Raw genomic sequence first — 25507 nt, 5'->3', positions numbered from 1 at the left:
CTCGACAACAAGAGTGACAGGCGAGAGGTAAAGACTGTGGAAGCACATCTGTTGGAATGGCTGAACCTGAGCGTGCGCTGGGTTCACATGATCACTGGCGTGGCCTGGATCGGCGCGTCGTTCTACTTTGTCTGGCTGGAGAACAACCTCAACCGCGTCAACCCGAAAACCGGTCTGGCCGGTGATCTGTGGGCGATCCACGGCGGCGGTATCTATCACCTGGAAAAATACAAACTGGCCCCACCGTCGATGCCGGAGAACCTGCACTGGTTCAAATGGGAAGCCTACTTCACCTGGATGTCGGGGATCGCGCTGCTGTGCGTGGTGTTCTACTCCAATCCAACGCTCTACCTGCTGGCTCCGGGCAGCACACTGAGCGGCCCTGAAGGCGTGGCCATCGGTATCGGCTCGCTGTTCCTGGGCTGGTTCATCTACTCCTTCCTGTGCGACTCGGCCCTGGGCAAACGCCCTGCTCTGCTGGGTTTCATTCTGTTCGTGCTGATCATCGGCGCGGCGTATGGCTTCAGCAAGGTGTTCAGCGGTCGTGGTGCGTACCTGCACGTCGGCGCGATCATCGGCACCATCATGGTCGGTAACGTGTTCCGCATCATCATGCCGGCGCAGCGTGCACTGGTCGCGGCCATCGCCGAGAACCGCACGCCGGACCCGGCGCTGCCAGCCAAGGGCCTGCTGCGTTCGCGTCACAACAACTACTTCACCCTGCCGGTGCTGTTCATCATGATCAGCAACCACTTCCCGAGCACCTATGGCAGCCAGTACAACTGGTTGATCCTGGCCGGGATCGCAGTGTTGGCGGTGTTGGTTCGTCACTACTTCAACACCCGTCACGACAGCCACAAGTTTGCCTGGACCCTGCCAGTGGCAGCGGTGGGCATGATCACCCTGGCGTACGTCACCGGCCCTGCGCCGATGCCGACCGCGCCGGACGTGGCCAAGGCTCCAGCGAAAATCGAGTACCAACCGCTGCCGGAAACGGCACTGGGCGGTGGCGCGAAACCGGCTGAAGCGGCGGCACCTGCAGCGCCAGCCGCAGCCCCTGCTGCGGCACCCGCGCAAGCGTCCAACGCAGGCCCTGCGTTCGACAAGGTGCACAACGTGATCCAGGAACGCTGCGCGGTCTGCCATTCGGCCAAACCGACCAGCCCGTTGTTCAGCGCGGCGCCCGCCGGTGTGATGTTCGACACCCCCGAGCAGATCCGCCAGAACGCGGCGCGGATCCAGGCGCAAGCCATCACCACGCAGATCATGCCACTGGGCAACATCACCCAGATGACCCAGCAGGAGCGTGACCTGATCGGTGCATGGATCGCCCAGGGAGCCCAGACCAATTAAGCAACAAAGCTTCGCGAGCAGGCTCGCTCCCACAGAGATCGCGCATTACCTGTGGGAGCGAGCCTGCTCGCGAATCGCCTTGACGCGGTTTACCTGATGCAAAGAAACAGCTGTGAGCAACCCGGCAGCTGTTCAATCACAAGAATAAAAAGATCCGAGGTGTTGCATGTCCGAGCTGTCCAAAGCGCGCATCCCCGACGCACCCGCCATTCAGCGTTTGCCCCTTTTGCAACTGATCCTGGTCGGTTTGCAACATGTTCTGCTGATGTACGGTGGTGCCATCGCGGTGCCGCTGATCATTGGACAGGCCGCAGGCCTGAGTCGTGAAGAAATTGCCTTCCTGATCAACGCCGACCTGCTGGTCGCAGGTGTCGCCACCATCGTCCAGTCGCTCGGGATCGGCCCCATGGGTATCCGCATGCCGGTGATGATGGGCGCCAGTTTTGCCGCAGTCGGCAGCATGGTCGCCATGGCCGGCATGCCCGGTATCGGTCTGCAAGGGATCTTCGGTGCAACGATCGCCGCCGGATTCTTCGGCATGCTCATCGCGCCGTTCATGTCCAAGGTCGTGCGCTTCTTCCCGCCGCTGGTGACCGGCACGGTCATCACCTCGATCGGTCTGTCGCTGTTCCCCGTGGCCGTGAATTGGGCGGGTGGCGGTGCCGCCGCTGCGCAATTCGGTTCACCGGTTTATCTGGCCATCGCCGCCCTGGTGCTGGCGACCATTCTTTTGATCCACCGCTTCATGCGCGGTTTCTGGGTCAATATTTCCGTACTGATCGGCATGTGCATCGGCTACGTGCTGTGCGGCGTGATCGGCATGGTCGACCTGAGCGGCATGGCCAACGCGCCATGGATTCAGTTCGTCACTCCGCTGCATTTCGGCATGCCGAAATTCGAACTCGCACCGATCCTGTCGATGTGCCTGGTGGTGGTGATCATTTTCGTCGAGTCCACCGGGATGTTTCTGGCGCTGGGCAAGATCACCGGCCAGGAAGTCTGCCCGCGCATGCTGCGTCGCGGCTTGCTGTGCGATGCCGGCGCCTCGTTCGTTGCCGGTTTCTTCAACACCTTCACCCACTCCTCGTTCGCGCAGAACATCGGCCTGGTGCAGATGACCGGCGTGCGCTGCCGCTCGGTGACCATCGTTGCCGGCGGCCTGCTGATCGTGTTGAGCCTGCTGCCGAAAGCGGCGTTTCTGGTGGCGTCGATTCCGCCAGCAGTGTTGGGCGGTGCGGCGATTGCGATGTTCGGCATGGTGGCCGCGACCGGGATCAAGATCCTCCAGGAAGCCGACATCGGTGACCGGCGTAATCAACTGCTGGTGGCGGTAAGCATCGGCATGGGCCTGATCCCGGTGGTGCGTCCGGAGTTCTTCGCGCACCTGCCGATGTGGATGAGCCCGATCACCCACAGCGGCATCGCCATGGCCACGCTCAGCGCGCTGACGCTGAACCTGCTGTTCAACATTCTTGGTGGCAAAGAGCGCGCGACCATCAACGACTGCCACGCACACCAGCACTGACAGCAACAGAAAAATGCCCTTGTGGGAGCGGGCTTGCTCGCGAAAGTGGTGTGTCATTCAGCATTGATGTCGACTGACACGCCCCCTTCGCGAGCAAGCCCGCTCCCACAGGGGTCAGCAACACCCTGCCTCAACAATAAAAACAAGAGGGAGCAACAGATGATTCGCACGCAAACCAACGTTCTGTTGAGTGGCGGCCTGCTGGCCGCGAGTCAGGCCATGGCCGGCGATCTATTGCTGTGGCAGACCAACAGCCTGAGCTATCTGTACGGCAAGAACTTCGCGATCAACCCGTCGATCCAGCAGACGATGACGTTCGAGCACGCCGACAAGTGGAAGTACGGCGACAACTTCCTGTTCGTCGACAAGATCTTCTACAACGGTCAGGAAGACCGCAACAAAGGCCCGCACACCTTCTACGGCGAATTCACCCCACGCTTCTCGTTCGGCAAGATCTTCGACCAGAAAATCGAATTCGGCCCGATCAGGGACGTGCTGCTGGCGATGACCTACGAGTACGGCGAAGGTGAAAGCGAGGCCTACCTGATCGGCCCCGGCTTCGACCTGAAAGTACCCGGTTTCAACTACGTGACCCTGAACATCTTCCGGCGCCAGACCGAAGGCCCGCGTCCTGGTGACGGCGTGTGGCAGATCACACCGGGCTGGTCGTACAGCGTTCCCCTGGGCAATTCCGATGTGCTGATCGATGGCTACCTCGATTGGGTCGTCGACAACGACGAGAACTCGCGGGGCACCTACCACGCCAACCTGCACATCAACCCGCAGATCAAATACGACCTGGGCAAAGCCTTGGGCTGGAGCCACAAGCAGTTGTATGTCGGCACCGAATACAGCTACTGGAAAAACAAGTACGGGGTCGAAAGCAGCCACAACCTCGACACCAATCAGAACACCGCCAGCCTGCTGGTGAAGGTGCACTTTTAAGATGGCCCGCAACCGTGCCCCATACCTGTCGTCGGTGCTCTGTTGCGGGGCACTTGAGACCTGGCCGAGGAGTCAGTATTCTCCGCGGCCTCTTGAATTCGGTCTAAAAAAAAGCCCGAATTTAATTCCTGACCAACGGGCCAACTTATCCCGGCCCCGGTCAGTACCGAGGCATCCCGAAAACACGCGCAATCGACTGTTTTTCAGCAGCCGAACGGGCGTTTTTTTGCTTTTCGAAAGCCTTGGCTCAGCTCTTGCTAACAGCATCAAAGCTGACCGGTCGGATGACTTTTGCAGCAACGAAAAAAGGCGCCACACCAGAGCGCCGATCTTAAAAAAATAAACGTGGAACACCTACTTTGGGAGCAACCGAATGAAACGTATGTGCACCAGCCTGATGCTTGCGGGATCGATGTTGGCCGGCGGCCAGGCCATGGCCGAGGGCCTGCTGCAATGGCAGAACAACAGCCTGACCTACCTCTACGGCAAGGACTTCAAGGTCAACCCGGCGATCCAGCAGACCGTCACTTTCGAGCACGCCGACGCCTGGAAATACGGGGATAACTTCCTGTTCGTCGACAAGATCTTCTACAACGGCAAGCCTGACTACAACGTCGGCAACAACACCTATTACGGTGAGTTCCAGCCACGCATCTCGCTGGGCAAGGTGCTGGATCAGAAGATCGAATTCGGCCCGATCAAAGACGTGCTGCTGGCGATGACTTACGAGTTCGGTGAAGGCGACGTCGAGTCGTACCTGATCGGTCCAGGCTTCGACCTGGCGATCCCGGGTTTCGACTACTTCCAGTTGAACTTCTACCAGCGCCATACCGAAGGTTCGCGCCCGGGTGACAACGTCTGGCAAATCACCCCGGTCTGGTCCTACACCATCCCGGTCGGCAGCTCCAACGTGCTGATCGACGGTTACATGGACTGGGTCGTCGACAACGACGTCAACAGCAAAGGTGAATACCACGCCAACCTGCACTTCAACCCACAGGTCAAATACGACTTGGGCAAGGCCCTGCATTTCGGCGAGAAGCAGCTGTACGTCGGTGTTGAATACGACTACTGGAAAGACAAGTACGGGATCGAAGACTCCCGTGGCTTCACCACCAATCAGAACGTGACCAGCTTCCTGGTGAAGTTCCACTTCTGATCCTGATGTCAGTGGCGTCTGCATGGACGCCTTCGCGAGCAGGCTCGCTCCCACATGGGTTTTGTGAACGCCACAACTCCTGTGGGAGCGAGCCTGCTCGCGAATAGCTTCAGCACAAACCTCAGGCCGGAACCACCGCCTCGGTGATCCCCAGAAACCGGCACAGCTCCTCGCGCTTGGCCAGCGCATCGCGGCGTCCCAGGTCGATCAGTTCGCTGCAATACCCCGACTCGAACAGCAGATAACTCAACACCCCTGCCCCGCTGGTCTTGGTCGCCCCCGGGCCGCGCAAGAACAGGCGCAATGCCGCCGGCAACTCTTGCCGATGCCGCGCCGCAATCTCGTCGATCGGTTGGCTCGGCGCAATCACCAGCACCTCCACCGGCGCCACACCCAACTCACGAGTCGGTACGCCCTCGGGCATCAGGTGACTGAACTGGTTCAGACGCTGCAGCAACTCGATGTCACTCTCAAGACTGTCAATGAATGTGCTGTTGAGCATGTGCCCACCAATCTGCGCCAGCGTCGGCTGTTGCCCGGTATAGGCGCGCTCCAGCGGCTGCTGTGGATCGAAACCGCGCGGGTTGCCGCTGCCCCCCACCACCAGCACCCGGCTCGCGCCCAGATGCAGTGCCGGGCTGATCGGCGCCGATTGGCGCACCGCGCCGTCACCGAAATATTCCTCACCGATTTTCACCGGTGCAAACAGCAACGGGATCGCCGAACTGGCGAGCAGGTGGTCCACCGACAACTGCGCCGGCACGCCGATCCGCCGATGGCGCAGCCACGCATCGATCTTGCCGCCGCCCTGATAGAAGGTCACTGCCTGCCCCGACTCGTAGCCGAACGCAGTCACCGCCACTGCATGCAATTGCTTGCGCGCGATGGATTCGGCGATGCCGGGCATGTGCAGTTTTTCATTGAGCAGGTCGCGCAACGGCGAGCTGTTGAGCAGCGCGACCGGCAGGTGCCGGCCCATGCCCAGCAGACTGTGACTGACAAAGCGGCTGGCCTGGCGAATCACCCCGGGCCAGTCGCTGCGCAACACCCGATGGCTGCGAAAGCCCTGCCAGAACAGCGTCAGGCGTTCGATGGCGGCGCGAAAATCGGTGGCGCCGCTGGCCAGGCTGACCGCATTGATCGCCCCGGCCGAGGTGCCGACGATCACCGGAAACGGATTGTCCGCGCCCAGCGGCAGCAATTCGGCAATCGCTGCCAGCACCCCCACCTGATACGCCGCCCGAGCCCCGCCGCCGGAAAGAATCAAACCTGTGACCGGTTCAGCTGGGCTCATCGCAACGCTCCATGGTGCCTAAAGGGATGGGTCGATCAACTACGCCGCTTGGCGTACAACTTCGGCTCGCCCGGTGGACGGCTCTTGAAGCGTCGATGCGCCCACAAGTATTGCTCAGGGCAGGCGCGCAGCGCACTTTCCACCCACTGGTTGATGCGCAGGCAGTCGGCCTCCTCGGTCTCGCCCGGGAAATCTTCCAGCGGCGGATGGATCACCAACCGATAACCGCTGCCGTCCGCCAGACGCTCCTGAGTGAACGGCACCACCAGCGCCTTGCCCAGACGGGCGAACTTGGTGGTCGCGGTCACGGTCGCCGCCTGAATGCCGAACAGCGGCACGAAGATGCTTTGCTTGGCGCCGTAGTCCTGATCCGGCGCATACCAGATCGCCCGCCCCGAACGCAGCAACTTGAGCATGCCGCGCACGTCGTCACGTTCCACCGCCAGCGAGTCGAGGTTGTGCCGCTCGCGGCCACGACGCTGGACGAAGTCGAACAACGCATTCTTGTGCTCGCGGTACATGCCGTCGATGGTGTGTTGCTGGCCGAGCAGCGCTGCGCCGATTTCCAGCGTGGTGAAGTGCGCGGCCATGAGAATCACACCCTTGCCTTCGCGCTGGGCTTTTTGCAAATGTTCCAGCCCTTCGACATGCGCCAGTTTCGCCAGGCGCTCACGGGACCACCACCAGCTCATCGCCATTTCAAAGAAGGCGATGCCGGTGGAGGCAAAGTTTTCCTTGAGCAGGCGCTTGCGCTCGGCGGCGGATTTTTCCGGGAAGCACAGCTCAAGATTGCGCTTGGCGATGCGCCGCCGGTCGCCGGCCACGCGATACATCAACGCGCCCAGGACACGACCGATCGTCAGTAAAACCGGATACGGTAACTGCACGACCAGCCACAACAGCCCCAGACCGCACCAGAGCGGCCAGAAGCGGGGAGAAAGATAGGCTCTTCGAAAACGCGGGCGATCCATTAAAGCTTCCGTAAATACAGTGGCCGCGCATTCTACATCGTTCGACCCGGCTTGCGGCTCGCGGGCGTTCTCGTTATAAGTCTCGGCACTTTTAGTGACAAGCCGTTGTATGCCGATATGAGCCAAAACGAATCGCCAGACCAAGATCCCGTGTTCCAGTTGAAGGGCAGCATGCTGGCCATTACGGTGCTGGAGTTGTCCCGCAACGACCTCGACAGCCTTGATCGGCAACTGGCCGCCAAAGTCGCCCAGGCGCCGAATTTCTTCAGCAACGCACCGTTGGTCCTGGCGCTGGACAAACTGCCGCCTGGCGAAGGCGCAGTCGACCTGCCCGGGCTGATGCGCGTGTGCCGTCAGCATGGCCTGCGCACCCTGGCAATCCGCGCGAGCCGCATCGAAGACATCGCCGCTGCCATCGCCATCGACATCCCGGTGCTGCCGCCGTCCGGTGCCCGTGAACGGCCGCTGGAAGCCCCGGAACCGGAAGTCAAAAAGAAACCGGAAAAGCCGCCCGAGCCGACCATCAAACCGACCCGCGTCATCACCACGCCAGTACGTGGTGGCCAACAGATATATGCCCAGGGTGGCGATTTGGTCGTGGTTTCTTCAGTCAGTCCGGGGGCGGAACTTCTGGCCGATGGCAACATCCATGTATACGGCCCGATGCGTGGCCGTGCGCTGGCCGGCGTGAAGGGTGACACCAAGGCACGGATTTTCTGTCAGCAATTGAGCGCTGAACTGATCTCCATCGCCGGGCATTACAAGGTCTCCGAAGATTTGCGTCGCGATCCGCTGTGGGGCTCCGGCGTTCAAGTCAGCCTGTCGGCCGACGTGTTGAACATCATTCGGCTTTAACGGATACTGCCGCATTTTCCAAGCATCTCTAAAACGTAGCGAAAACGGCTCAAACGAAGTAGGAAAAAGGCCAAAAGCCAAATTCCAGCCAAGGCTGTCCGACTGCAGTAGTTTTCAAGAGATGTTTTTCAGGGGCTAAAAAGTCCTTCTTCCTTAGGGGTGAAACACCTTGGCCAAGATTCTCGTGGTTACATCCGGCAAGGGTGGTGTGGGTAAGACCACCACCAGCGCCGCTATCGGTACCGGCCTCGCTCTGCGCGGCCACAAAACAGTGATCGTCGACTTCGACGTAGGCCTGCGTAACCTCGACCTGATCATGGGTTGCGAGCGTCGCGTGGTGTATGACTTCGTCAACGTGGTCAACGGCGAAGCCAACCTGCAGCAGGCCCTGATCAAAGACAAGCGCCTGGAAAACCTCTACGTACTGGCCGCCAGCCAGACCCGCGACAAAGACGCGCTGACCGTCGAAGGCGTGGAAAAAGTCCTGATGCAGTTGAAGGAAGACTTCGACTTCGTGGTCTGCGACTCCCCGGCGGGCATCGAAAAAGGTGCGCACCTGGCGATGTACTTCGCCGACGAAGCGATCATCGTGACCAACCCGGAAGTGTCCTCGGTACGTGACTCCGACCGCATGCTGGGCCTGCTGGCCAGCAAATCGCGTCGCGCCGAAAACGGCGAAGATCCGATCAAGGAACACCTCCTGCTGACCCGTTACAACCCACAGCGCGTCAGCGATGGCGAAATGCTCGGCGTTGAAGACGTGAAAGAAATTCTGGCAGTGACCCTGCTGGGCGTCATCCCTGAGTCGCAGGCGGTCCTGAAAGCTTCCAACTCGGGCGTCCCGGTGATTCTCGACGACCAGAGCGATGCCGGTCAGGCCTACAGCGATGCCGTTGATCGTCTGCTGGGCAAAGAAAAAGAACATCGTTTCCTCGATGTTACGAAGAAGGGATTCTTCGAGCGCCTGTTTGGAGGTAGGTAATGAACCTTTTTGACTTCTTTCGTGCCAACAAAAAGCCAAGTACCGCCTCGGTAGCGAAAGAGCGTCTACAGATCATCGTGGCGCATGAGCGCGGCCAGCGCAGCACGCCGGATTACTTGCCAGCCTTGCAGAAGGAACTGGTCGACGTGATCCGCAAGTACGTCAACATCGGCAACGACGACGTACACGTTGCACTGGAAAGCCAGGGCAGTTGCTCGATTCTGGAACTCAACATCACCCTGCCAGATCGCTGAGTCGATCCGGCAGGAACGACGGCGGCTCAGGGCCATTCCCATTGCGGAATGGCCCTGAGCCGCCGTTGGCATTTGTTACGAGGCTGTTTTAATGCCGCTGTCCAACATCCGCATCATTCATCAGGACGCCGCCGTACTGGTGGTCGACAAACCGACGCTGCTGCTTTCGGTGCCCGGTCGCGCCGACGACAACAAGGATTGCCTGATCACCCGCCTGCAGGAAAACGGCTACCCGGAAGCGCGCATCGTCCATCGCCTGGACTGGGAAACCTCCGGCATCATTTTGCTTGCGCGTGACGCCGACACTCACCGCGAACTGTCGCGGCAGTTTCACGACCGCGAAACCGAAAAGGCCTACACCGCTTTGGCCTGGGGTCAGCCGGAACTGGACAGCGGCAGCATCGACTTGCCGCTGCGTTACGACCCGCCGACCAAACCACGCCATGTCGTCGACCACGAATTCGGCAAACACGCGCTGACCTTCTGGCGCGTACTGGAACGTTGCGGCGACTGGTGCCGCGTCGAACTGACGCCAATCACCGGCCGTTCGCACCAGTTACGCGTGCACATGTTGTCCATCGGCCACCCGCTGCTGGGCGACGGGCTCTACGCCCACGAACAGGCCCTGGCGGCCTGGCCGCGCCTGTGTCTGCACGCGAGCATGCTGAGCTTCACCCACCCGCAAACCGGCGAGCGCTTGCGTTTCGAATGCCCGGCACCGTTTTAAGCGCCGCCTGAATGGCAACGCTGTAGTTAAGACAAGGATTCAGTTTCGGATGAGTTGTATTGATTCCCTGGCAACACCCCTCAAGAAAGTTCGTCACCAGTTGCTTTACCTGATTTACGGCAATCAGGATGTGTACCGGCGCGAAGCCAAGTTCAGCATCCTGACCGCGCTGTCCCAAGCCAAAAACAGCGAGCGTCCGGCCATCCGTATTCTCACCGACCGCCCTGAGGATTACGCCGGCTGGCCGGTCGACACGGTGTTGCTGGACGAGGCGACCCAAACCCGCTGGCAAGGCACCCACGGTTATCATCACCGACGCAAGGCCTGCGCCATTGCGGCCGGCATGCAGTGGGCGCAAAAGACCCTGTTCGTCGACACCGACACCCTGTTCACCCGCCACCCGAGCCAGCTGTTCAAGTTCATCGAGCCGAGCTGCTCGGTGATGGATCGTTTCGAGTACGACTGGAAAGACGTACACCTGCGCGCCGACTATCAAAAACTGGGGCGCGACCTGCGCAGCCACGGCGTGACCCCGGACCACGGCTTCAAGCTCTATAACAGCGGCTTGTGCGGCGTGACCGAACGTGATTCGGCGCTGTTCGAAGAGTCGATCCGCCTGATCGATGAGTGGACACTCGGCGGCTTCGAAATCCATACCATCGAGCAGATTGCCCTGTCGTACGCCATGCGCGGACGTCAGGTGGTGGAGGCGCGCAAACACGTCTATCACTATTTTGCCGAAAAACGTTTCTTCCACGCGATGCAGACGTACTTCTTCTCCCAGCACGGCGAGCAGTTCAGTCAGCGCCTGGTGGACCTGTGCACCGACGTGCCACGAGTCAAACCGTTTCCATCGGCTTTTCAGCGCCTGAAAATCAAATGGAAGCTGCGCCATCAGAGCGGCGCGTTGCGCAAGGTCGGTCGCGATCTGCTGTACGGCAGCGCTGCGCCCGAGAACCCGTATTACAGCGCCTGCCGACACGAATGGTGGGAGTGTGCCTCGCGGGAGATTCTGCGCTGGGACGAAAGCCGTCAGAAGAAACTGCTGAGCCAGAACCCCTGGCCGCAACAGCTGCCGCGCCCGAATAAACCGGAAGACGAAAAGGTCATCATGAACTACCTGAAAAAGCGTGTGACCGCTGCTCGTTGATCCATGGGGAACACTGTGGAAGCGGGCTTGCTCGCGAAGGCGTCGTGTCAGTCACAGCGCCATTGGCTGATACATCGTCTTCGCGAGCAAGCCCGCTCCCACAGGTTTTGCGTTCGCAACCAACATCCGCATTGTCATGCCCCAAGCCTTGAGCCGATGCGTTAAACTCCCGCCCATTGCTGTCTGGAGCTTCTTATGCGCGAAGAGTTGAACCAAGGCCTGATCGACTTCCTCAAGGCCTCCCCTACCCCGTTCCACGCCACCGCCAGCCTCGTTCAGCGTCTGGAGGCCGCCGGTTACGTGCGCCTCGACGAGCGCGAGCCGTGGAACACCGAGGCCAATGGCCGCTACTACGTCACCCGCAACGACTCCTCGATTGTCGCGATCAAAATGGGCCGCAACTCGCCGCTGCACGACGGTATCCGTCTGGTCGGTGCCCACACCGACAGCCCGTGCCTGCGGGTCAAGCCGCAACCAGAACTGCAACGCCAGGGCTTCTGGCAACTGGGCGTTGAAGTCTACGGCGGCGCGCTGCTGGCGCCGTGGTTCGACCGCGACCTGTCGCTGGCCGGCCGCGTCACCTTCCGCCGCGACGGCAAGGTCGAAAGCCAGTTGATCGACTTCAAGGCACCGATCGCGATCATTCCCAACCTGGCGATTCACCTCAACCGTGAAGCCAACCAGGGCTGGGCGATCAATGCGCAGACCGAGCTACCGCCGATCCTCGCGCAGTTCGCCGGTGACGAGCGCGTCGATTTCCGCGCCGTACTGACTGATCAACTGGCCCGCGAGCACGGTCTGAACGCCGACGTGGTACTGGATTACGAGCTGAGCTTCTACGACACCCAAAGCGCGGCGATCATCGGCCTGCACGGCGACTTCATTGCCGGTGCGCGCCTGGACAACCTGTTGTCCTGCTACGCCGGCCTGCAGGCCCTGCTCACCGCCGACACCGAAGAAACCTGCGTGCTGGTGTGCAACGACCACGAAGAAGTCGGTTCCTGCTCGGCCTGCGGTGCCGACGGCCCGATGCTCGAACAGACCCTGCGGCGCCTGCTGCCCGAAGGTGACGAGTTCGTCCGGACCATCCAGAAGTCGCTGCTGGTCTCGGCCGACAACGCCCACGGCGTACACCCCAACTATGCCGAGAAGCACGACGCCAACCACGGCCCGAAACTCAACGCCGGTCCGGTGATCAAGGTCAACAGCAACCAGCGCTACGCCACCAACAGCGAAACCGCCGGGTTCTTCCGCCACCTGTGCATGGCCGAAGAGGTGCCGGTGCAGAGCTTCGTGGTGCGCAGTGACATGGGTTGCGGCTCGACCATCGGCCCGATCACCGCCAGCCATCTGGGCGTGCGCACCGTCGACATCGGCCTGCCGACCTTCGCCATGCACTCGATCCGCGAACTGTGCGGCAGCCACGACCTGGCACACCTGGTCAAAGTGCTGAGCGCGTTCTACGCCTCGCGCGAGCTGCCTTAAAAGCTTCGCGAGCAGGCTCGCTCCCACATGGGAATGCATTTCAACCTGTGGGAGCTGGCTTGCTCACACATAGGAATGCATTTCAAACTGTGGGAGCAGGCTTGTTCAGACATTGGAATGCATTTCAAACTGTGGGAGCGGGCTTGCTCGCGAAAGCGGTCGTTCAGATGACAATGATTCATCGTAGAACCGAATCATTCCTGATACACATCACCCCCTGCTGCAGAAACCGACCTAGACTTAAATCATTCCCTTCGACAAGGCAGTCTCCATGATCTCGATGTCTTCGTTCCACGCCATGCTCGTCCCGATCCTGAGCGGGATGATCCTGCTGGCCATCGGTTTCAACTTCCGCGACAAAAACGCCGGTGTCTTCGCCATGTGGATCGGCATGCTGATGATCCTGGCGACCGTGGTCTACAAGATCCTCGCCAAACTCAACGAATAAATCAGCGCCCGGCTCGCATTGATTCTGGCTGGCTCGTACACTCGCTCAATTCGCCCCTTTGCGAGGTTGACCGCCTAGTGTTCGCTCGTCTGTTTGCTCTGCCCTGCCTGTTCCTTGTCTGCCTGATGACGCTGCTGCCGCTGGCCCCTGCCCACGCGGTCGGCTTGCCGGGGCTGCTCAACAACACCAAGGCGCAACCCGAGGCGCAGGAACCACTGGGCCAGTCGCTGGATGAAGTCATCAAGTCGCTGGAAAACGACAAGCAACGAGCGCAGTTGCTGAGCGATCTGAAAAAGCTGCGCGACGCCACGAAAAAAGCCCAGGCCTCACCCGAAGAAGGCGTCCTGGGACTGATCGGCGGCACGCTGGCCAATTTCGAGAAACAGTTCTCCGGCGCCGACAGCCCGCTCACCCGCTGGTCCAACGAATTCGATCAGGCCCGGGGTGAGCTCGACAACCTGATGCTGCCGGCCAGTGAATGGCTGCCGATCATCTTCGGCTTTGCCGTGATCCTGATGGTCTGGAGCCTGCTGGCCGCCGCGCTGATCTGGCTCGGGCACCGGGTACGCATGCGCTTCGGCCTGACCGAAGAGCTACCCCAGCACCCCAAGGCTCTCGACATGCTGCGCTTCGCCCTGCGCAAGCTCGGGCCGTGGCTGATCGCGCTGGTCATCACCGTCTACATGAGCTACGCGTTGCCATCGTCATTGGGCAAGAGCCTGGCGATGGTGCTGGCTTATGCGCTGGTGGTAGGCACCTGTTTCTCGGCGATCTGCGTGATCGCGTTCTCGCTGCTCGACGGCCCGCACCGGCACCGGGCGCTGTACATCCTGCGCCATCAGGCCTTCCGCCCACTCTGGCTGATCGGCAGCTTCGCCGCGTTTGGTGAAGCGCTGAACGATCCGCGCCTGGTGGAAAGCCTCGGCGTGCACCTGGCGCACACCACCGCGACCATCACCAATGTCCTCGCGGCGCTGTTCACCGGCCTGTTCATCCTGCGTTTCCGCCGGCCGATCGCGCACCTGATCCGCAACCAGCCCCTGTCCCGCCGCCTGACCCGCCGCGCCCTCAGCGACACCATCGATATCCTTGGCACCTTCTGGTACATGCCCGCGCTGGTACTGGTCGGGATCTCGCTGTTCGCCACCTTCGTCTCCGCCGGAGACACCAGCACCGCCCTGCGCCAGTCGCTGATCTGCACGGTGCTGCTGGTGATGTGCATGGTGATCAATGGCCTCGTGCGCCGTCATTCGCTCAAACCACAGCGCGGGCCGAAGCGCCATGCATTGTACTCGGAGCGCCTGAAAAGCTTCTTCTACACCCTCGCCCACCTGCTGGTGTGGCTGACCTTCATCGAACTCGGCCTGCGCGTATGGGGCAAATCGCTGATCGGTTTCGCCGAGGGCGAAGGGCATGACGTCAGCGTCAAACTGTTCAGCCTGATCGGCACGCTGATTTTCTCCTGGCTGATCTGGATCCTCGCCGACACCGCCGTGCATCACGCCCTCACCCGCTCGCGCAAAGGCCTGGCGAATGCCCGCGCGCAGACGATGATGCCGCTGATCCGCAACGTGCTGTTCGTGGCGATCTTCATCATCGCGCTGATCGTCGCCCTGGCGAACATGGGCATGAACGTCACACCACTGCTGGCCGGTGCCGGTGTGATCGGTCTGGCCATCGGTTTCGGTGCGCAGTCGCTGGTGGCGGACCTGATCACCGGCCTGTTCATCATCATCGAAGACTCACTGGCGATCGACGACTACGTCGACGTCGGCGGTCACCTCGGCACCGTCGAAGGCCTGACCATCCGCACCGTGCGCCTACGCGACATCGACGGCATCGTCCACACCATCCCGTTCAGCGAAATCAAAAGCATCAAGAACTACTCCCGAGAATTCGGCTACGCGATTTTCCGGGTGGCGGTGCCGTACAACATGGAAATCGACGACGCGATCAAACTGATGCGCGAAGTCGGCCAGAAAATGCGCACCGATCCCCTGCAACGCCGCAATATCTGGTCGCCGCTGGAGATACAGGGCGTAGAAAGTTTCGAGTCCGGCAGCGCGATCCTGCGCGCCCGCTTCAAGACCGCGCCGATCAAACAATGGGAAGTTTCCCGAGCGTTCAACCTGTCGCTCAAACGCCATCTCGACGAGGCCGGCCTGGACCTGGCAACGCCGCGCATGAGCGTGCAAGTGATCACCGCCGGCGGTGGCCAGCCCAAGGAATAGCACTTGGGCGCAATGTGCGGGTCACAGGCAGGGAAGCCAGAAAAACAATAACCATGGAGAAACCCGATGCAACTGACCCGCATTGCCCAAGCCCTTCTGCTCAGCCTGGTCGCCGGCCACGCCGGTGCTGCCCCCCTGGACAGCACCCGCGAACACATCGCCGCGCAAGCCAAGGCACTTGAACCGGAACTGCTGGAAACCCGCCGCGACATCCACGCCCACCCGGAACTCGGCAACAGCGAAAAACGCACCTCGGAGTTGGTCGCCAAACAACTCAAGGCGCTGGGCCTGGAAGTCAAAACCAACGTCGCCCGCACCGGCGTGGTCGCCATCCTCAAAGGCGCCCTGCCCGGCCCGACCGTGGCCCTGCGCGCCGACATGGACGCACTGCCGGTCAAGGAAGTCGGCGACCTGCCATTCGCCTCGAAAGCCAAAGGCACTTATCTGGACAAAGAAGTCGACGTGATGCACGCCTGCGGCCACGACGCGCACACCGCGATCCTGCTGAGCACCGCGAAAATTCTCACAGGCCTGCGCGACACCCTGCCCGGCACCGTGGTGTTCTACTTCCAGCCCGCCGAAGAAGGCCCGAGCGACTTCATCCCCGACGGCAAAAACACCTGGGGCGCGAAAATGATGGTCGAGGAAGGCGTGATGAAATCGCCCAAACCCGACGCCGTCTTCGGCCTGCACGTCTGGGCCGGAGTCCCCGCCGGCCAGATCGCCTACCGCCCCGGCGCCACACTGGCCAGCTCCGACGACCTGCGCATCAGAATCCTCGGCAAACAGACCCACGCCGGCCGCCCCTGGGACGGCATCGACCCGATCACCGTCGGCGCGCAAACCATCGTCGGCCTGCAAACCGTGGTCAGCCGCCGTACCGACATCTCGTCGTATCCGTCGGTGGTCAGCATCGGCACCATCAACGGCGGCACCCGCTACAACATCATTCCCGAGTCCGTGGACATGAGCGGAACCATTCGCTCCTACGACTACGGCATCCGCCAGAAACTGCACGCGGACGTGCGCCAGACCATCGAAAAAATCGCCGAAAGCGGTGGTGCGAAAGCTGACGTGACCATCATCGAAAAATACGACCCGACCATCAACAACCCGGCGCTGACCGAAAAAATGCTGCCGACTTTGAAATGGGCAGCCAAGGACGACGTGGTGAATGCACCGCTGGTGGGTGGCGCGGAAGACTTCTCGTTCTTTGCCAAGGAAGTGCCCGGGCTGTTTGTGTTTCTCGGGGTCACGCCACGGGATCAGGACATGAGCAAGGCCGCGCCGAATCACAATCCGGGGTTCTTTGTGGATGAGTCGGCGCTGGTGGTTGGGGTGAGGACGATGGCGTCGCTGGCGACGGATTATTTGTATGGAAATGCTGAGGCTGCCAGATAGATATGGGGGGATTGTGGGGGCGGCTTCGCGAGCAGGTTCGCTCCCACAGCGGGATTGGGTGTATTCAGTTGTAGATTGGTCGGCTGGCAGGCCGTCTTCGCGAGCAAGCCCGCACACAGCGGGATTGGGTGTATTCAGTTGTAGATTGGTTGTCTGGCAGGTCGCCTTCGCGAGCAAGCCCGCTCCCACAGTGGGATTGGGTGTATTCAGTTGTAGATTGGTCGGCTGTCAGGCCGCCATCGCGAGCAAGCCCGCACACAGTGGGATTGGGTGTATTCAGTGGTAGATTGGTCGGCTGTCAGGCCGTCTTCGCGAGCAAGCCCGCACACAGTGGGATTGGGTGTATTCAGTGGTAGATTGGTCGGCTGTCAGGCCGTCTTCGCGAGCAAGCCCGCACACAGCGGGATTGGGTGTATTCAGTGGTAGATTAGTCGGCTGTCAGGCCGCCATCGCGAGCAAGCCCGCACACAGTGGGATTGGGTGTATTCAGTGGTAGATTGGTCGGCTGTCAAGGCCGCCATCGCAAGCAAGCCCGCACACAGTGGGATTGGGTGTATTCAGTGGTAGATTGGTCGGCTGTCAGGCCGTCTTCGCGAGCAAGCCCGCACACAGCGGGATTGGGTGTATTCAGTTGTAGATTGGTTGTCTGGCAGGTCGCCTTCGCGAGCAAGCCCGCTCCCACAGTGGGATTGGGTGTATTCAGTTGTAGATTGGTCGGCTGTCAGGCCGCCATCGCGAGCAAGCCCGCACACAGTGGGATTGGGTGTATTCAGTGGTAGATTGGTCGGCTGTCAGGCCGCCATCGCGAGCAGGCGAAGGCCTACAGAAAAGCAAAAGCCGACCGCATGCTTCTCACCACTCAACAGGATGAGCGCAAGCTCGGCTGCAGCTCTTGATCTTGCCGTACCGGCCCCATCGGAAGGCTGAGTGGAGGGATTGATCCGGGGGTGGGAGCGCAGCGACCGTTCGACGAAGTCGAACACATCGAGAGGAGGTGCAGCGAAGCAAACCGGAGGCGATGCGCCCGGATCAATTCCGGAACGAAGGAACCCGAGCCACGGCGAGGGCCGAACGCCGGGGCCAAGCCTTTTGGTTACTTTTCGGCGTCTGGAAAAGTGACTCGCCGTCAGGGCGAAACCGTCAGCGGCAGCAACCGAAGAAACGGATATTCACCCCATCAACAAGAACCTGGTCGGCCCAAAGGCCGCCAAGGTCAAACGCTCAAACCACATCTACACCCACGTGAATCGCATCATGCCGCCAAAACTCCAGATCACAATCAATCAACCGCTCATGCTGATCATAATTAACCCGAGCAATCCTCAATCCCGGACTCCCCACAGAAACCCGCAAAGCCGCCGCCGCATCCACAGACAGTGACGTAGGCACAATCTCGAACCGCACCCGCCCATAGTGCAAATCGTAATGCCGCGCATACAACTCGGTAATCGACTGATTCAAATCAAACCCCAGAATCCCCGGAAAAAACTGCGGATTCAGATAGTGCTCCACATACAACACCAATCGCCCATCAATGCGCCGCGACCGGCAAATCTGAATCACGCTCGACAACGCCGGCAACTGCAACCACGCACACACCGCCGCCGAAGCCGGTTGCAGGCGCGCCGAAATCACCTCGGTCGACGGCACTCGCCCCTGCGCACTGACCATCGCGTGAAAGTGACTGCGCTGCATCAGGTTGTACGCCAGACGCGGCGGCGAGACGAACCAGCCGCGCCGCTCCTCACGATAAATCTGTCCCTGTGCCTCCAGCTGCAACAGCGCCTCACGCACTGTGATGCGCGTGGTACCGAACAACTCACTGAGCTTGCGCTCGGCCGGCAGCTTGCTGCCCGGCGCCAACAGGCCGTGATCGAGCTGCTCCTGCAGCACCTGGCCGATGGCTGTCACCGCTTTTGTTGCCTCATCGCGCATCAACGTTACCTATCTGGACTAGACCAGCACTGTTTCAGGGCAAAAACTGCACGGCCTGCAAGCCGTTTCCATGTGTTGCAAGCCTAGGCAGTGCAGATGACCGAGAGATGACAAACCCGCCCGACGGTCGCCCTCATGACTTGCAATACATCGGCCAAGTCCCTTGCCAACCGGGGCTTTGACCTTGGTCTACGCTTACCGGGCAAGCGCCAGAACCGGGCCAATAAAAGCCCTGCCGGACCCGCGCCGACATCAAAGTGTCATCCAGCCCCCTTAAATTGGCTCAGGTATTGCTGACCTAGACCAACACAAACCGCAATCGCAGCGTTGAACACGACCAAGGAGCTTCGGAATGAAACAGCTTTTCCTGGCAACACTGTTAGGCTCGACCATTGCAATGTGCACCGCCGCCATGGCGGCCGACACCGACCTGAAAACCCTCGAAGCCGCTGCGAAAGCGGAAGGCGCCGTCAACAGCGTCGGCATGCCCGATGACTGGGCCAACTGGAAAGGCACCTGGGAAGACCTGGCCAAGACCTACGGCCTGAAACACATTGACACCGACATGAGCTCGGCCCAGGAAATCGCCAAGTTCGCCGCTGAAAAAGACAACGCCACCGCCGACATCGGCGACGTCGGTGCCGCCTTCGGCCCGATCGCGGTCAAGCAGGGCGTAGTGCAACCGTACAAGCCAAGCACCTGGGATCAGGTTCCGGCCTGGGCCAAGGACAAGGACGGCAACTGGGCACTGGCCTACACCGGCACCATCGCCTTCATCGTCAACAAGAAGCTGCTGCACGGTTCCGAAGTACCGACCAAATGGGCTGACCTCAAGGGCGGCAAATACAAGGTCTCGATCGGTGACGTGAGCACCGCTGCGCAAGCCGCCAACGGCGTTCTCGCCGCCGCCCTGGCCAACGGTGGCGACGAGAAGAACATCCAGCCGGCCCTGCTGCTGTTTGCAGACATCGCCAAGCAGGGTCGCCTGTCGATGGCCAACCCGACCATCGCCACCATGGAAAAAGGCGAGATCGAAGTCGGTGTGGTCTGGGACTTCAACGGTCTGAGCTACAAAGCCAAGATGGCCAACCCGGATGACTACGTGGTGCTGATCCCGTCCGACGGCTCGGTGATTTCCGGCTACACCACCATCATCAACAAGTACGCGAAAAACCCGAACGCCGCCAAGCTGACCCGCGAATACATTTTCAGCGACGCCGGCCAGACCAACCTCGCTCGCGGCAATGCTCGCCCAATCCGCGCCGAACACCTGCAACTGCCGGAAGACGTGAAAGCCAAGCTGCTGCCGAACGAGCAGTACAAGAAGGTCACGCCGATCAAGGACGCCGACGCCTGGGAAAAAACCTCCAAGGCCCTGCCGCAGAAGTGGAACGAAGAAGTCATCGTCGAGATGAAGTAAGGCGGCGAATCACCTCTGTGTGATTTGTTGGAGATCCAAATGTGGGAGCGGGCTTGCTCGCGAATGCGGTGGATCAGTCAAGAATTATCGACTGACACTCCGCATTCGCGAGCAAGCCCGCTCCCACAGGGGATCCAGGTTGAATTTGAATTTCCTGTTTTTCGCGGAGTTTTTGCCCCTATGAAGCACAACGTCATCCTTGTCGTGCTCGACGGCCTCAACTTTGAAGTCGCGCGGCACGCCATGGGGCATCTGCAGGCTTACGTTGGCGCAGGACGCGCGGCGCTCTACCAGTTGGAGTGCGAGTTGCCGGCCCTGTCCCGACCGCTTTACGAATGCATCCTCACCGGCGTACCGCCAATCGACAGCGGCATCGTCCACAACAACGTTGCGCGCCTGTCCAACCAGCGCAGCATCTATCACTACGCCCGCGACGCCGGCCTGACAACCGCGGCGGCGGCCTATCACTGGGTCAGCGAGCTGTACAACCGCTCGCCGTTCGTGGCAGCACGCGACCGGCATACCGACAACCTGTCGCTGCCGATCCAGCACGGCCACTTCTACTGGAGTGACCACTACCCGGATTCGCACCTGTTCGCCGACGCGGAAAACCTGCGCCTGCGCCATGCGCCGAATTTTTTGCTGATCCACCCGATGAACATCGACGACGCCGGTCACAAGCACGGTCTCGACTCCTCGCAGTACCGCAACAGCGCGCGCTCGGCGGACGTCATCCTCGCCGATTGCCTGCAAGGCTGGCTCGACGCCGGTTATCAGGTACTGGTGACGGCCGACCACGGCATGAACAACGACCGCTCGCACAACGGCCTGCTGCCGGAAGAACGCCAGGTGCCGCTGTTCGTCCTCGGCGACGCTTTCAGCCTCAACGCGGACGCGGCGCCGAAACAGACTGAAATCTGCGGCACTGTCTGCGAACTGCTCGGCGTGCCCCACGACAAACCTGTGTGCCGGGAGCTGCTCAAGTGAACTCAATGACTCGCGGCAAATGGCTGGCAGCCTTGTGCCTGGTGCCCTTCGCCCTGTTCTTTATCGTGTTCGAAATCGCCCCGCTGGTCTGGGTGATGATCAACAGCCTGCAGTCGGAAGAGTTCGGCTGGGGCTTCGAAAACTTCAGCAAGATCTTCAGTTCGAAGTTCTATCTGCAGGCGATCCAGTACAGCCTCGAGATCAGCTTCTGGTCGAGTGTGTTCGGCATCATCATCGCCGTGCTCGGTGCGTATTCGCTGCGCCGGGTCGACTCGAAACTGCGTAACTTCGTGAATGCCTTCGCCAACATGACCAGCAACTTCGCCGGCGTGCCCCTGGCCTTCGCCTTCATCATCCTGCTCGGCTTCAACGGCAGCATCACCATCATGCTCAAGCAGGCCGGAATCATTCAGGACTTCAACCTGTACTCGAAAACCGGCCTGATCATCCTTTACACCTACTTCCAGATTCCCCTCGGCGTGCTGCTGCTCTACCCGGCCTTCGACGCCTTGCGTGAAGACTGGCGCGAGTCCGCCGCGCTGCTGGGTGCCAACGGCTGGCAGTTCTGGCGCCACATCGGTCTGCCGGTGCTGACCCCGGCGCTGCTCGGCACCTTCGTGATCCTGCTGGCCAACGCCCTAGGCGCCTACGCTACGGTGTATGCCTTGACCACCGGCAACTTCAACGTGCTGCCGATCCGCATCGCGGCGATGGTCTCCGGCGACATTTCGCTGGACCCGAACCTCGCCAGCGCGCTGGCCGTGGTGCTGGTGGCGTTGATGACCATCGTCACCGTCGTGCATCAACTGCTGTTGAAGAGGAGCTACCATGTCTCGCGCTGAATCCGGCCCGGCCGGCGTCTACCACCGCGTCGTGGTTTACCTGTTGTTCGCGATCCTGCTGCTGCCGCTGGTGGGCACGCTGATCTACTCGATCGCCAGCAGTTGGTCGGCGACCATCCTGCCCAGCGGCTTCACCTTCAAATGGTATATCCAGTTGTGGAGCGATCCGCGCTTTCTGCACGCCTTCGGCCAATCGTTGCTGGTGTGCGTCGGCGCACTGGTGCTGTCGGTGGTGTTGATTCTGCCGCTGCTGTTCGTGGTGCATTACCACTTTCCGAAACTCGATGCGCTGATGAACATCCTGATCCTGCTGCCCTTCGCGGTGCCGCCAGTGGTGTCGTCGGTGGGGCTGTTGCAGCTCTACGGTTCCGGGCCGCTGGCAATGGTCGGCACGCCATGGATCCTGATCGGTTGCTACTTCACCGTGGCGCTGCCGTTCATGTACCGGGCGATCACCAACAACCTGCAAGCGATCAACCTGCGCGACTTGATGGACGCGGCGCAACTGCTTGGCGCCAGCACCTTTCAGGCGGCATTCCTGGTGGTGCTACCCAACCTGCGCAAAGGCCTGATGGTCGCATTGCTGCTGTCGTTCTCGTTCCTCTTCGGCGAGTTCGTCTTTGCCAACATTCTGGTCGGCACGCGTTACGAAACCTTGCAGGTTTATCTGAACAACATGCGCAACAGCAGCGGTCACTTCACCAGTGCGCTGGTGATCTCGTACTTCTTTTTCGTGCTGGTCCTGACCTGGATCGCCAACATCTTGAACAAGGACAAAAGCGAATGAGCTATGTCAGCGTCCAGAACCTGAAGAAAAACTACGCCGGCACCCCGGTGTTCAGCGACATCAACTGCGAAATCAACAAGGGCGAATTCGTCACCCTGCTCGGCCCTTCGGGTTGCGGCAAGTCAACGCTGCTGCGCTGCATTGCCGGCCTGACCCCGGTGGATGGCGGCAAGATTCTGCTCGATGGCGTCGATATCGTGCCGCTGAGCCCGCAAAAACGCGGGATCGGCATGGTGTTCCAGAGCTACGCACTGTTCCCCAACATGACCGTTGAACAGAACGTTGCCTTCGGCCTGCGGATGCAAAAGGTCAATGCCGACGACAGCCACAAGCGTGTCTCAGAGGTGCTGAAACTGGTTGAGCTCAACGACTTCGCCGGCCGCTATCCGCACCAGCTCTCCGGTGGTCAGTGCCAACGCGTCGCCCTCGCGCGCTCGCTGGTCACCCGTCCACGCTTGCTGCTGCTGGATGAACCGCTGTCGGCGCTGGATGCGCGGATTCGCAAACACCTGCGTGAACAGATCCGGCAGATCCAGCGCGAACTCGGCCTGACCACTATTTTCGTCACCCACGATCAGGAAGAAGCGCTGACCATGTCCGACCGGATTTTCCTGATGAACCAAGGGAAAATCGTCCAGAGCGGCGACGCTGAAACCCTCTACACCGCGCCGGTGGATCTGTTCGCCGCCGGCTTCATCGGCAACTACAACCTGCTCGACGCCGACGACGCATCGAAGCTGCTGCAACGGCCGATCAACCACCGCATCGCGATTCGTCCGGAAGCCATCGAATTGAGCCTCAATGGCGAACTCGACGCGCAGATCCGCAGCCACAGCCTGCTCGGTAACGTGATCCGCTATCGGGTCGAGGCGCGTGGCGTGGAACTGGTGGTGGACGTGCTCAACCGCTCGGCGGCGGATCTGCATCCCGACGGTCAGCGCCTGGCACTTTCAATCGATCCGACGGCCCTGTGTGAGGTAGCCTGATGACTTTGCTGACGTTGAAGAGAGAACTGCACTGATGGCCCTGGCAATTTTTGATCTGGACGAAACCCTGATCCACGGCGACTGCGCCACCCTCTGGAGCGAGCAGATGGGGCGCCTGGGCTGGGTCGATCCCGAGTCGTTCATGCGCAAGAACGACGAGCTGATGGACGCCTACAGCCATGGCAAATTGCGCATGGAAGAGTACATGGACTTCAGCCTGGAGCCATTGATCGGCCGCACGCCGGAAGAAGTCGATCATCTGGTCGGGCCTTGGGTGGAAGATTTCATCGAGCCGATCATCTTCAGCGATGCGACCAAAACCATCGCCGCTCATCGCAAGGCGGGTGACCGGATTCTGGTGATCTCGGCGTCGGGCACGCACCTGGTCCGACCGATTGCCGACCGACTCGGCATCGACGAGATTCTGGGGATCGAACTGGAAGTCGCGCATGGCGTTTACAGCGGCCACACCGTTGGCACACTGACCTACCGCGAAGGCAAGATCACCCGCTTGCTGGAGTGGCTGGACGCCGAGGAAGAAAATCTTGAAGGCGCGAGTTTTTATTCCGACTCACGCAACGACTTGCCGTTGTTGCTGAAGGTGGATTTCCCGCATGTGGTGAATCCGGATCCGGTGCTGCTTGAGCACGCCGAAAAAGCCGGCTGGCCGATCCACCTCTGGAAATGACAAAGATTTAATGCAGGAGTGAGCCTGCTCGCGATGGCGTCTGGTCAGTCACCATCAATGTTGACTGATAGTCAGCTATCGCGAGCAGGCTCACTCCTACAGGGGGTCTGTGTTGTCAGCTCAGGCTGTCGTCAATCACCAGCACCACCTTCCCCGCCACCGTATTGCTCGCCAACTCGGCAAACGCCGCTTCGGCATCTTTCACCGGAAAAGTTTTCGCCAGTTGCGGGCTCAACCGCCCTTCGGCAAACAGCGGCCACACGTGCTGCCCCAGGTCACTGAGCAGGTCCGCCTTGAATTGATCATCACGGCTGCGCAGGGTCGAACCGAGCAACTGCACACGCTTGGCCAGCACCTGCGCCAGATCCAGCTTCGCCTCACGCCCGCCCATCAACCCGATCAGCACCCAACGTCCGTCGAGCGCCATCAGCTTGAGGTTCAGCGCGGCGTAAGTGCCGCCAACCGGATCGAGGATCACGTCAAACGGAGCGAAGTCGCGCAGGCCCTCCAGGTCATCGCTGCGCACCACGCCGCCCTGGGCGCCGAGCGCTTCACAGTAGGCCAGACGCTCGGCCGAGCCGACGCTGACCCAGCACGGGTTGCCGAACGCCTTGCACAGCTGAATGGCCGCTGAACCAATTCCACTGGCTCCGGCGTGCAAGAGAACTTTCTCACCCGGTTTCAACGCCGCCAGTTGAAACACATTCAGCCAGACCGTTGCATAAACCTCGGGTAATGCCGCGGCTTCGATCAGCGAGACGCCCTCGGGCACCGGCAGCACGTGCCGCCCGTCGACCACCACCTCTTCGGCCATCCCGCCCCCGGCCAGCAAGGCGCAGACCCGGTCACCAACCTGCCAGGAGGACCCGGCGCCGACCTCGCTGATCACCCCGGAGCACTCAAGACCGAGCACCTGACTGGCGCCGGGCGGTGGCGGATAAAGCCCGGCTTTCTGTAATAAATCGGCGCGATTGAGGCCGGCTGCCGCCACGCGAATGCGCACTTGTCCTACATCGCACGCAGGACTCGGCTCTTCAACCCATGCCACTTGACCTTCAACGCCTTGCAATGCCTTCACAGTG

23 protein-coding genes are annotated in these 25507 nt (G+C 60.7%); 19 read left to right on the top strand and 4 right to left on the bottom strand.

All coding sequences use genetic code 11. From position 1 onward, the window contains the following. Nucleotides 1-36: 36 nt before the first annotated feature. The 4 genes from QMK55_RS22270 (at nucleotide 37) to QMK55_RS22250 (ending at nucleotide 4982) form a co-directional block, all read left to right on the top strand. Nucleotides 37-1353, top strand: a complete 1317-nt coding sequence (locus QMK55_RS22270; protein ID WP_025113367.1) for a urate hydroxylase PuuD — start codon at nucleotides 37-39, stop codon at nucleotides 1351-1353. A gap of 166 nt (nucleotides 1354-1519) precedes the next feature. Beyond that, nucleotides 1520-2878 carry a nucleobase:cation symporter-2 family protein gene (locus QMK55_RS22265; RefSeq protein ID WP_320329971.1) on the top strand — a complete coding sequence of 453 codons (1359 nt, stop codon included), beginning with the start codon at nucleotides 1520-1522 and terminating at the stop codon, nucleotides 2876-2878. Nucleotides 2879-3037: 159 nt separating this feature from the next. Then, nucleotides 3038-3823 carry an outer membrane protein OmpK gene (locus QMK55_RS22255; RefSeq protein ID WP_320329970.1) on the top strand — a complete coding sequence of 262 codons (786 nt, stop codon included), beginning with the start codon at nucleotides 3038-3040 and terminating at the stop codon, nucleotides 3821-3823. Between the two features lie 373 nt (nucleotides 3824-4196). Then, complete coding sequence (locus tag QMK55_RS22250; RefSeq protein ID WP_102358927.1) at nucleotides 4197-4982, top strand: outer membrane protein OmpK; 786 nt, start codon at nucleotides 4197-4199, stop codon at nucleotides 4980-4982. A 121-nt stretch (nucleotides 4983-5103) separates the two neighbouring features. Here QMK55_RS22250 and QMK55_RS22245 read toward each other — a convergent pair whose 3' ends face one another. Together QMK55_RS22245 and QMK55_RS22240 are read right to left on the bottom strand one after the other, a co-directional pair. Continuing rightward, nucleotides 5104-6276: a patatin-like phospholipase family protein gene (locus tag QMK55_RS22245; protein ID WP_320329969.1), complete on the bottom strand. Its 1173-nt coding sequence runs from the start codon at nucleotides 6274-6276 to the stop codon at nucleotides 5104-5106. A gap of 35 nt (nucleotides 6277-6311) precedes the next feature. Beyond that, a complete protein-coding gene (locus QMK55_RS22240) occupies nucleotides 6312-7247 on the bottom strand; it encodes a lipid A biosynthesis lauroyl acyltransferase (RefSeq protein WP_102358925.1) in 936 nt (311 codons plus the stop codon). Between the two features lie 117 nt (nucleotides 7248-7364). On the opposite strand from QMK55_RS22240, the gene minC reads away from it, so the two are divergent. The 9 genes from minC (at nucleotide 7365) to QMK55_RS22195 (ending at nucleotide 16780) form a co-directional block, all read left to right on the top strand. Then, nucleotides 7365-8102, top strand: coding sequence for a septum site-determining protein MinC (minC, locus tag QMK55_RS22235; protein ID WP_025113373.1), 738 nt, complete (start codon nucleotides 7365-7367; stop codon nucleotides 8100-8102). Nucleotides 8103-8271: 169 nt separating this feature from the next. Next, a complete protein-coding gene (gene minD / locus QMK55_RS22230; RefSeq protein ID WP_102358924.1) occupies nucleotides 8272-9084 on the top strand; it encodes a septum site-determining protein MinD in 813 nt (270 codons plus the stop codon). Then, on the top strand, nucleotides 9084-9338 hold the full coding sequence (minE, locus tag QMK55_RS22225; RefSeq protein ID WP_003223146.1) for a cell division topological specificity factor MinE: 255 nt from the start codon (nucleotides 9084-9086) through the stop codon (nucleotides 9336-9338). Before minD ends, minE begins: the two co-directional genes overlap by 1 nt. A gap of 91 nt (nucleotides 9339-9429) precedes the next feature. Further along, nucleotides 9430-10065 carry an RluA family pseudouridine synthase gene (locus tag QMK55_RS22220; protein WP_007960625.1) on the top strand — a complete coding sequence of 212 codons (636 nt, stop codon included), beginning with the start codon at nucleotides 9430-9432 and terminating at the stop codon, nucleotides 10063-10065. Between the two features lie 49 nt (nucleotides 10066-10114). Continuing rightward, nucleotides 10115-11215 carry a hypothetical protein gene (locus QMK55_RS22215; protein ID WP_320329968.1) on the top strand — a complete coding sequence of 367 codons (1101 nt, stop codon included), beginning with the start codon at nucleotides 10115-10117 and terminating at the stop codon, nucleotides 11213-11215. 195 nt (nucleotides 11216-11410) lie between these two features. Then, entirely contained in the window at nucleotides 11411-12700 is a 1290-nt protein-coding gene (locus QMK55_RS22210) for a M18 family aminopeptidase (protein WP_025113375.1), read from the top strand. A 271-nt stretch (nucleotides 12701-12971) separates the two neighbouring features. Beyond that, nucleotides 12972-13148, top strand: coding sequence for a hypothetical protein (locus QMK55_RS22205; RefSeq protein WP_177327380.1), 177 nt, complete (start codon nucleotides 12972-12974; stop codon nucleotides 13146-13148). 77 nt (nucleotides 13149-13225) lie between these two features. Beyond that, nucleotides 13226-15379: a mechanosensitive ion channel family protein gene (locus tag QMK55_RS22200; protein WP_102358920.1), complete on the top strand. Its 2154-nt coding sequence runs from the start codon at nucleotides 13226-13228 to the stop codon at nucleotides 15377-15379. Between the two features lie 66 nt (nucleotides 15380-15445). Further along, nucleotides 15446-16780: an amidohydrolase gene (locus QMK55_RS22195; RefSeq protein ID WP_320329967.1), complete on the top strand. Its 1335-nt coding sequence runs from the start codon at nucleotides 15446-15448 to the stop codon at nucleotides 16778-16780. 1221 nt (nucleotides 16781-18001) lie between these two features. On the opposite strand, the gene QMK55_RS22190 is transcribed toward QMK55_RS22195, so the two are convergent. Further along, nucleotides 18002-18715, bottom strand: a complete 714-nt coding sequence (locus QMK55_RS22190; RefSeq protein WP_095191885.1) for a UTRA domain-containing protein — start codon at nucleotides 18713-18715, stop codon at nucleotides 18002-18004. A gap of 352 nt (nucleotides 18716-19067) precedes the next feature. Between QMK55_RS22190 and QMK55_RS22185 the strand changes: the two genes are divergently transcribed. The 6 genes from QMK55_RS22185 to QMK55_RS22160 all read left to right on the top strand — a co-directional run bounded on the left by QMK55_RS22185 (nucleotide 19068) and on the right by QMK55_RS22160 (nucleotide 24425). Beyond that, entirely contained in the window at nucleotides 19068-20135 is a 1068-nt protein-coding gene (locus tag QMK55_RS22185) for an ABC transporter substrate-binding protein (RefSeq protein ID WP_025113379.1), read from the top strand. Nucleotides 20136-20315: 180 nt separating this feature from the next. Further along, on the top strand, nucleotides 20316-21122 hold the full coding sequence (locus QMK55_RS22180) for an alkaline phosphatase family protein (RefSeq protein ID WP_102359040.1): 807 nt from the start codon (nucleotides 20316-20318) through the stop codon (nucleotides 21120-21122). A 5-nt stretch (nucleotides 21123-21127) separates the two neighbouring features. After that, nucleotides 21128-21964: an ABC transporter permease gene (locus QMK55_RS22175; protein WP_177327382.1), complete on the top strand. Its 837-nt coding sequence runs from the start codon at nucleotides 21128-21130 to the stop codon at nucleotides 21962-21964. Beyond that, nucleotides 21951-22751, top strand: a complete 801-nt coding sequence (locus QMK55_RS22170) for an ABC transporter permease (protein WP_003223125.1) — start codon at nucleotides 21951-21953, stop codon at nucleotides 22749-22751. The genes QMK55_RS22175 and QMK55_RS22170 overlap by 14 nt, the downstream gene beginning before the upstream one ends. After that, entirely contained in the window at nucleotides 22748-23737 is a 990-nt protein-coding gene (locus tag QMK55_RS22165) for an ABC transporter ATP-binding protein (protein WP_102359042.1), read from the top strand. The genes QMK55_RS22170 and QMK55_RS22165 overlap by 4 nt, the downstream gene beginning before the upstream one ends. A 34-nt stretch (nucleotides 23738-23771) precedes the next feature. Continuing rightward, the gene (locus tag QMK55_RS22160) at nucleotides 23772-24425 is read left to right on the top strand and encodes an HAD family hydrolase (RefSeq protein ID WP_320329966.1); all 654 of its coding nucleotides are present in this window, start codon (nucleotides 23772-23774) and stop codon (nucleotides 24423-24425) included. A 115-nt stretch (nucleotides 24426-24540) separates the two neighbouring features. Here the strand turns inward: QMK55_RS22160 and QMK55_RS22155 are convergent, their stop codons facing one another. Beyond that, nucleotides 24541-25503, bottom strand: coding sequence for a zinc-binding dehydrogenase (locus QMK55_RS22155; RefSeq protein ID WP_320329965.1), 963 nt, complete (start codon nucleotides 25501-25503; stop codon nucleotides 24541-24543). Between the last annotated feature and the right edge of the window lie 4 nt (nucleotides 25504-25507).

Origin of the sequence: Pseudomonas sp. P8_229 (assembly GCF_034008635.1) — a bacterium.
GTDB lineage: Bacteria > Pseudomonadota > Gammaproteobacteria > Pseudomonadales > Pseudomonadaceae > Aquipseudomonas.
This window is presented reverse-complemented; position numbering and strand designations above follow the sequence as displayed.

Coding starts and splice junctions, on each gene's coding strand:
- QMK55_RS22265 (WP_320329971.1), top strand. CDS start 1,520: ATGTCCGAGCTGTCCAAAGCGCGCATCCCCGACGCACCCGCCATTCAG.
- QMK55_RS22255 (WP_320329970.1), top strand. CDS start 3,038: ATGATTCGCACGCAAACCAACGTTCTGTTGAGTGGCGGCCTGCTGGCC.
- QMK55_RS22250 (WP_102358927.1), top strand. CDS start 4,197: ATGAAACGTATGTGCACCAGCCTGATGCTTGCGGGATCGATGTTGGCC.
- QMK55_RS22245 (WP_320329969.1), bottom strand. CDS start 6,276: ATGAGCCCAGCTGAACCGGTCACAGGTTTGATTCTTTCCGGCGGCGGG.
- QMK55_RS22240 (WP_102358925.1), bottom strand. CDS start 7,247: ATGGATCGCCCGCGTTTTCGAAGAGCCTATCTTTCTCCCCGCTTCTGG.
- minC (WP_025113373.1), top strand. CDS start 7,365: ATGAGCCAAAACGAATCGCCAGACCAAGATCCCGTGTTCCAGTTGAAG.
- minE (WP_003223146.1), top strand. CDS start 9,084: ATGAACCTTTTTGACTTCTTTCGTGCCAACAAAAAGCCAAGTACCGCC.
- QMK55_RS22220 (WP_007960625.1), top strand. CDS start 9,430: ATGCCGCTGTCCAACATCCGCATCATTCATCAGGACGCCGCCGTACTG.
- QMK55_RS22215 (WP_320329968.1), top strand. CDS start 10,115: ATGAGTTGTATTGATTCCCTGGCAACACCCCTCAAGAAAGTTCGTCAC.
- QMK55_RS22210 (WP_025113375.1), top strand. CDS start 11,411: ATGCGCGAAGAGTTGAACCAAGGCCTGATCGACTTCCTCAAGGCCTCC.
- QMK55_RS22205 (WP_177327380.1), top strand. CDS start 12,972: ATGATCTCGATGTCTTCGTTCCACGCCATGCTCGTCCCGATCCTGAGC.
- QMK55_RS22195 (WP_320329967.1), top strand. CDS start 15,446: ATGCAACTGACCCGCATTGCCCAAGCCCTTCTGCTCAGCCTGGTCGCC.
- QMK55_RS22190 (WP_095191885.1), bottom strand. CDS start 18,715: ATGCGCGATGAGGCAACAAAAGCGGTGACAGCCATCGGCCAGGTGCTG.
- QMK55_RS22185 (WP_025113379.1), top strand. CDS start 19,068: ATGAAACAGCTTTTCCTGGCAACACTGTTAGGCTCGACCATTGCAATG.
- QMK55_RS22180 (WP_102359040.1), top strand. CDS start 20,316: ATGAAGCACAACGTCATCCTTGTCGTGCTCGACGGCCTCAACTTTGAA.
- QMK55_RS22175 (WP_177327382.1), top strand. CDS start 21,128: ATGACTCGCGGCAAATGGCTGGCAGCCTTGTGCCTGGTGCCCTTCGCC.
- QMK55_RS22170 (WP_003223125.1), top strand. CDS start 21,951: ATGTCTCGCGCTGAATCCGGCCCGGCCGGCGTCTACCACCGCGTCGTG.
- QMK55_RS22165 (WP_102359042.1), top strand. CDS start 22,748: ATGAGCTATGTCAGCGTCCAGAACCTGAAGAAAAACTACGCCGGCACC.
- QMK55_RS22160 (WP_320329966.1), top strand. CDS start 23,772: ATGGCCCTGGCAATTTTTGATCTGGACGAAACCCTGATCCACGGCGAC.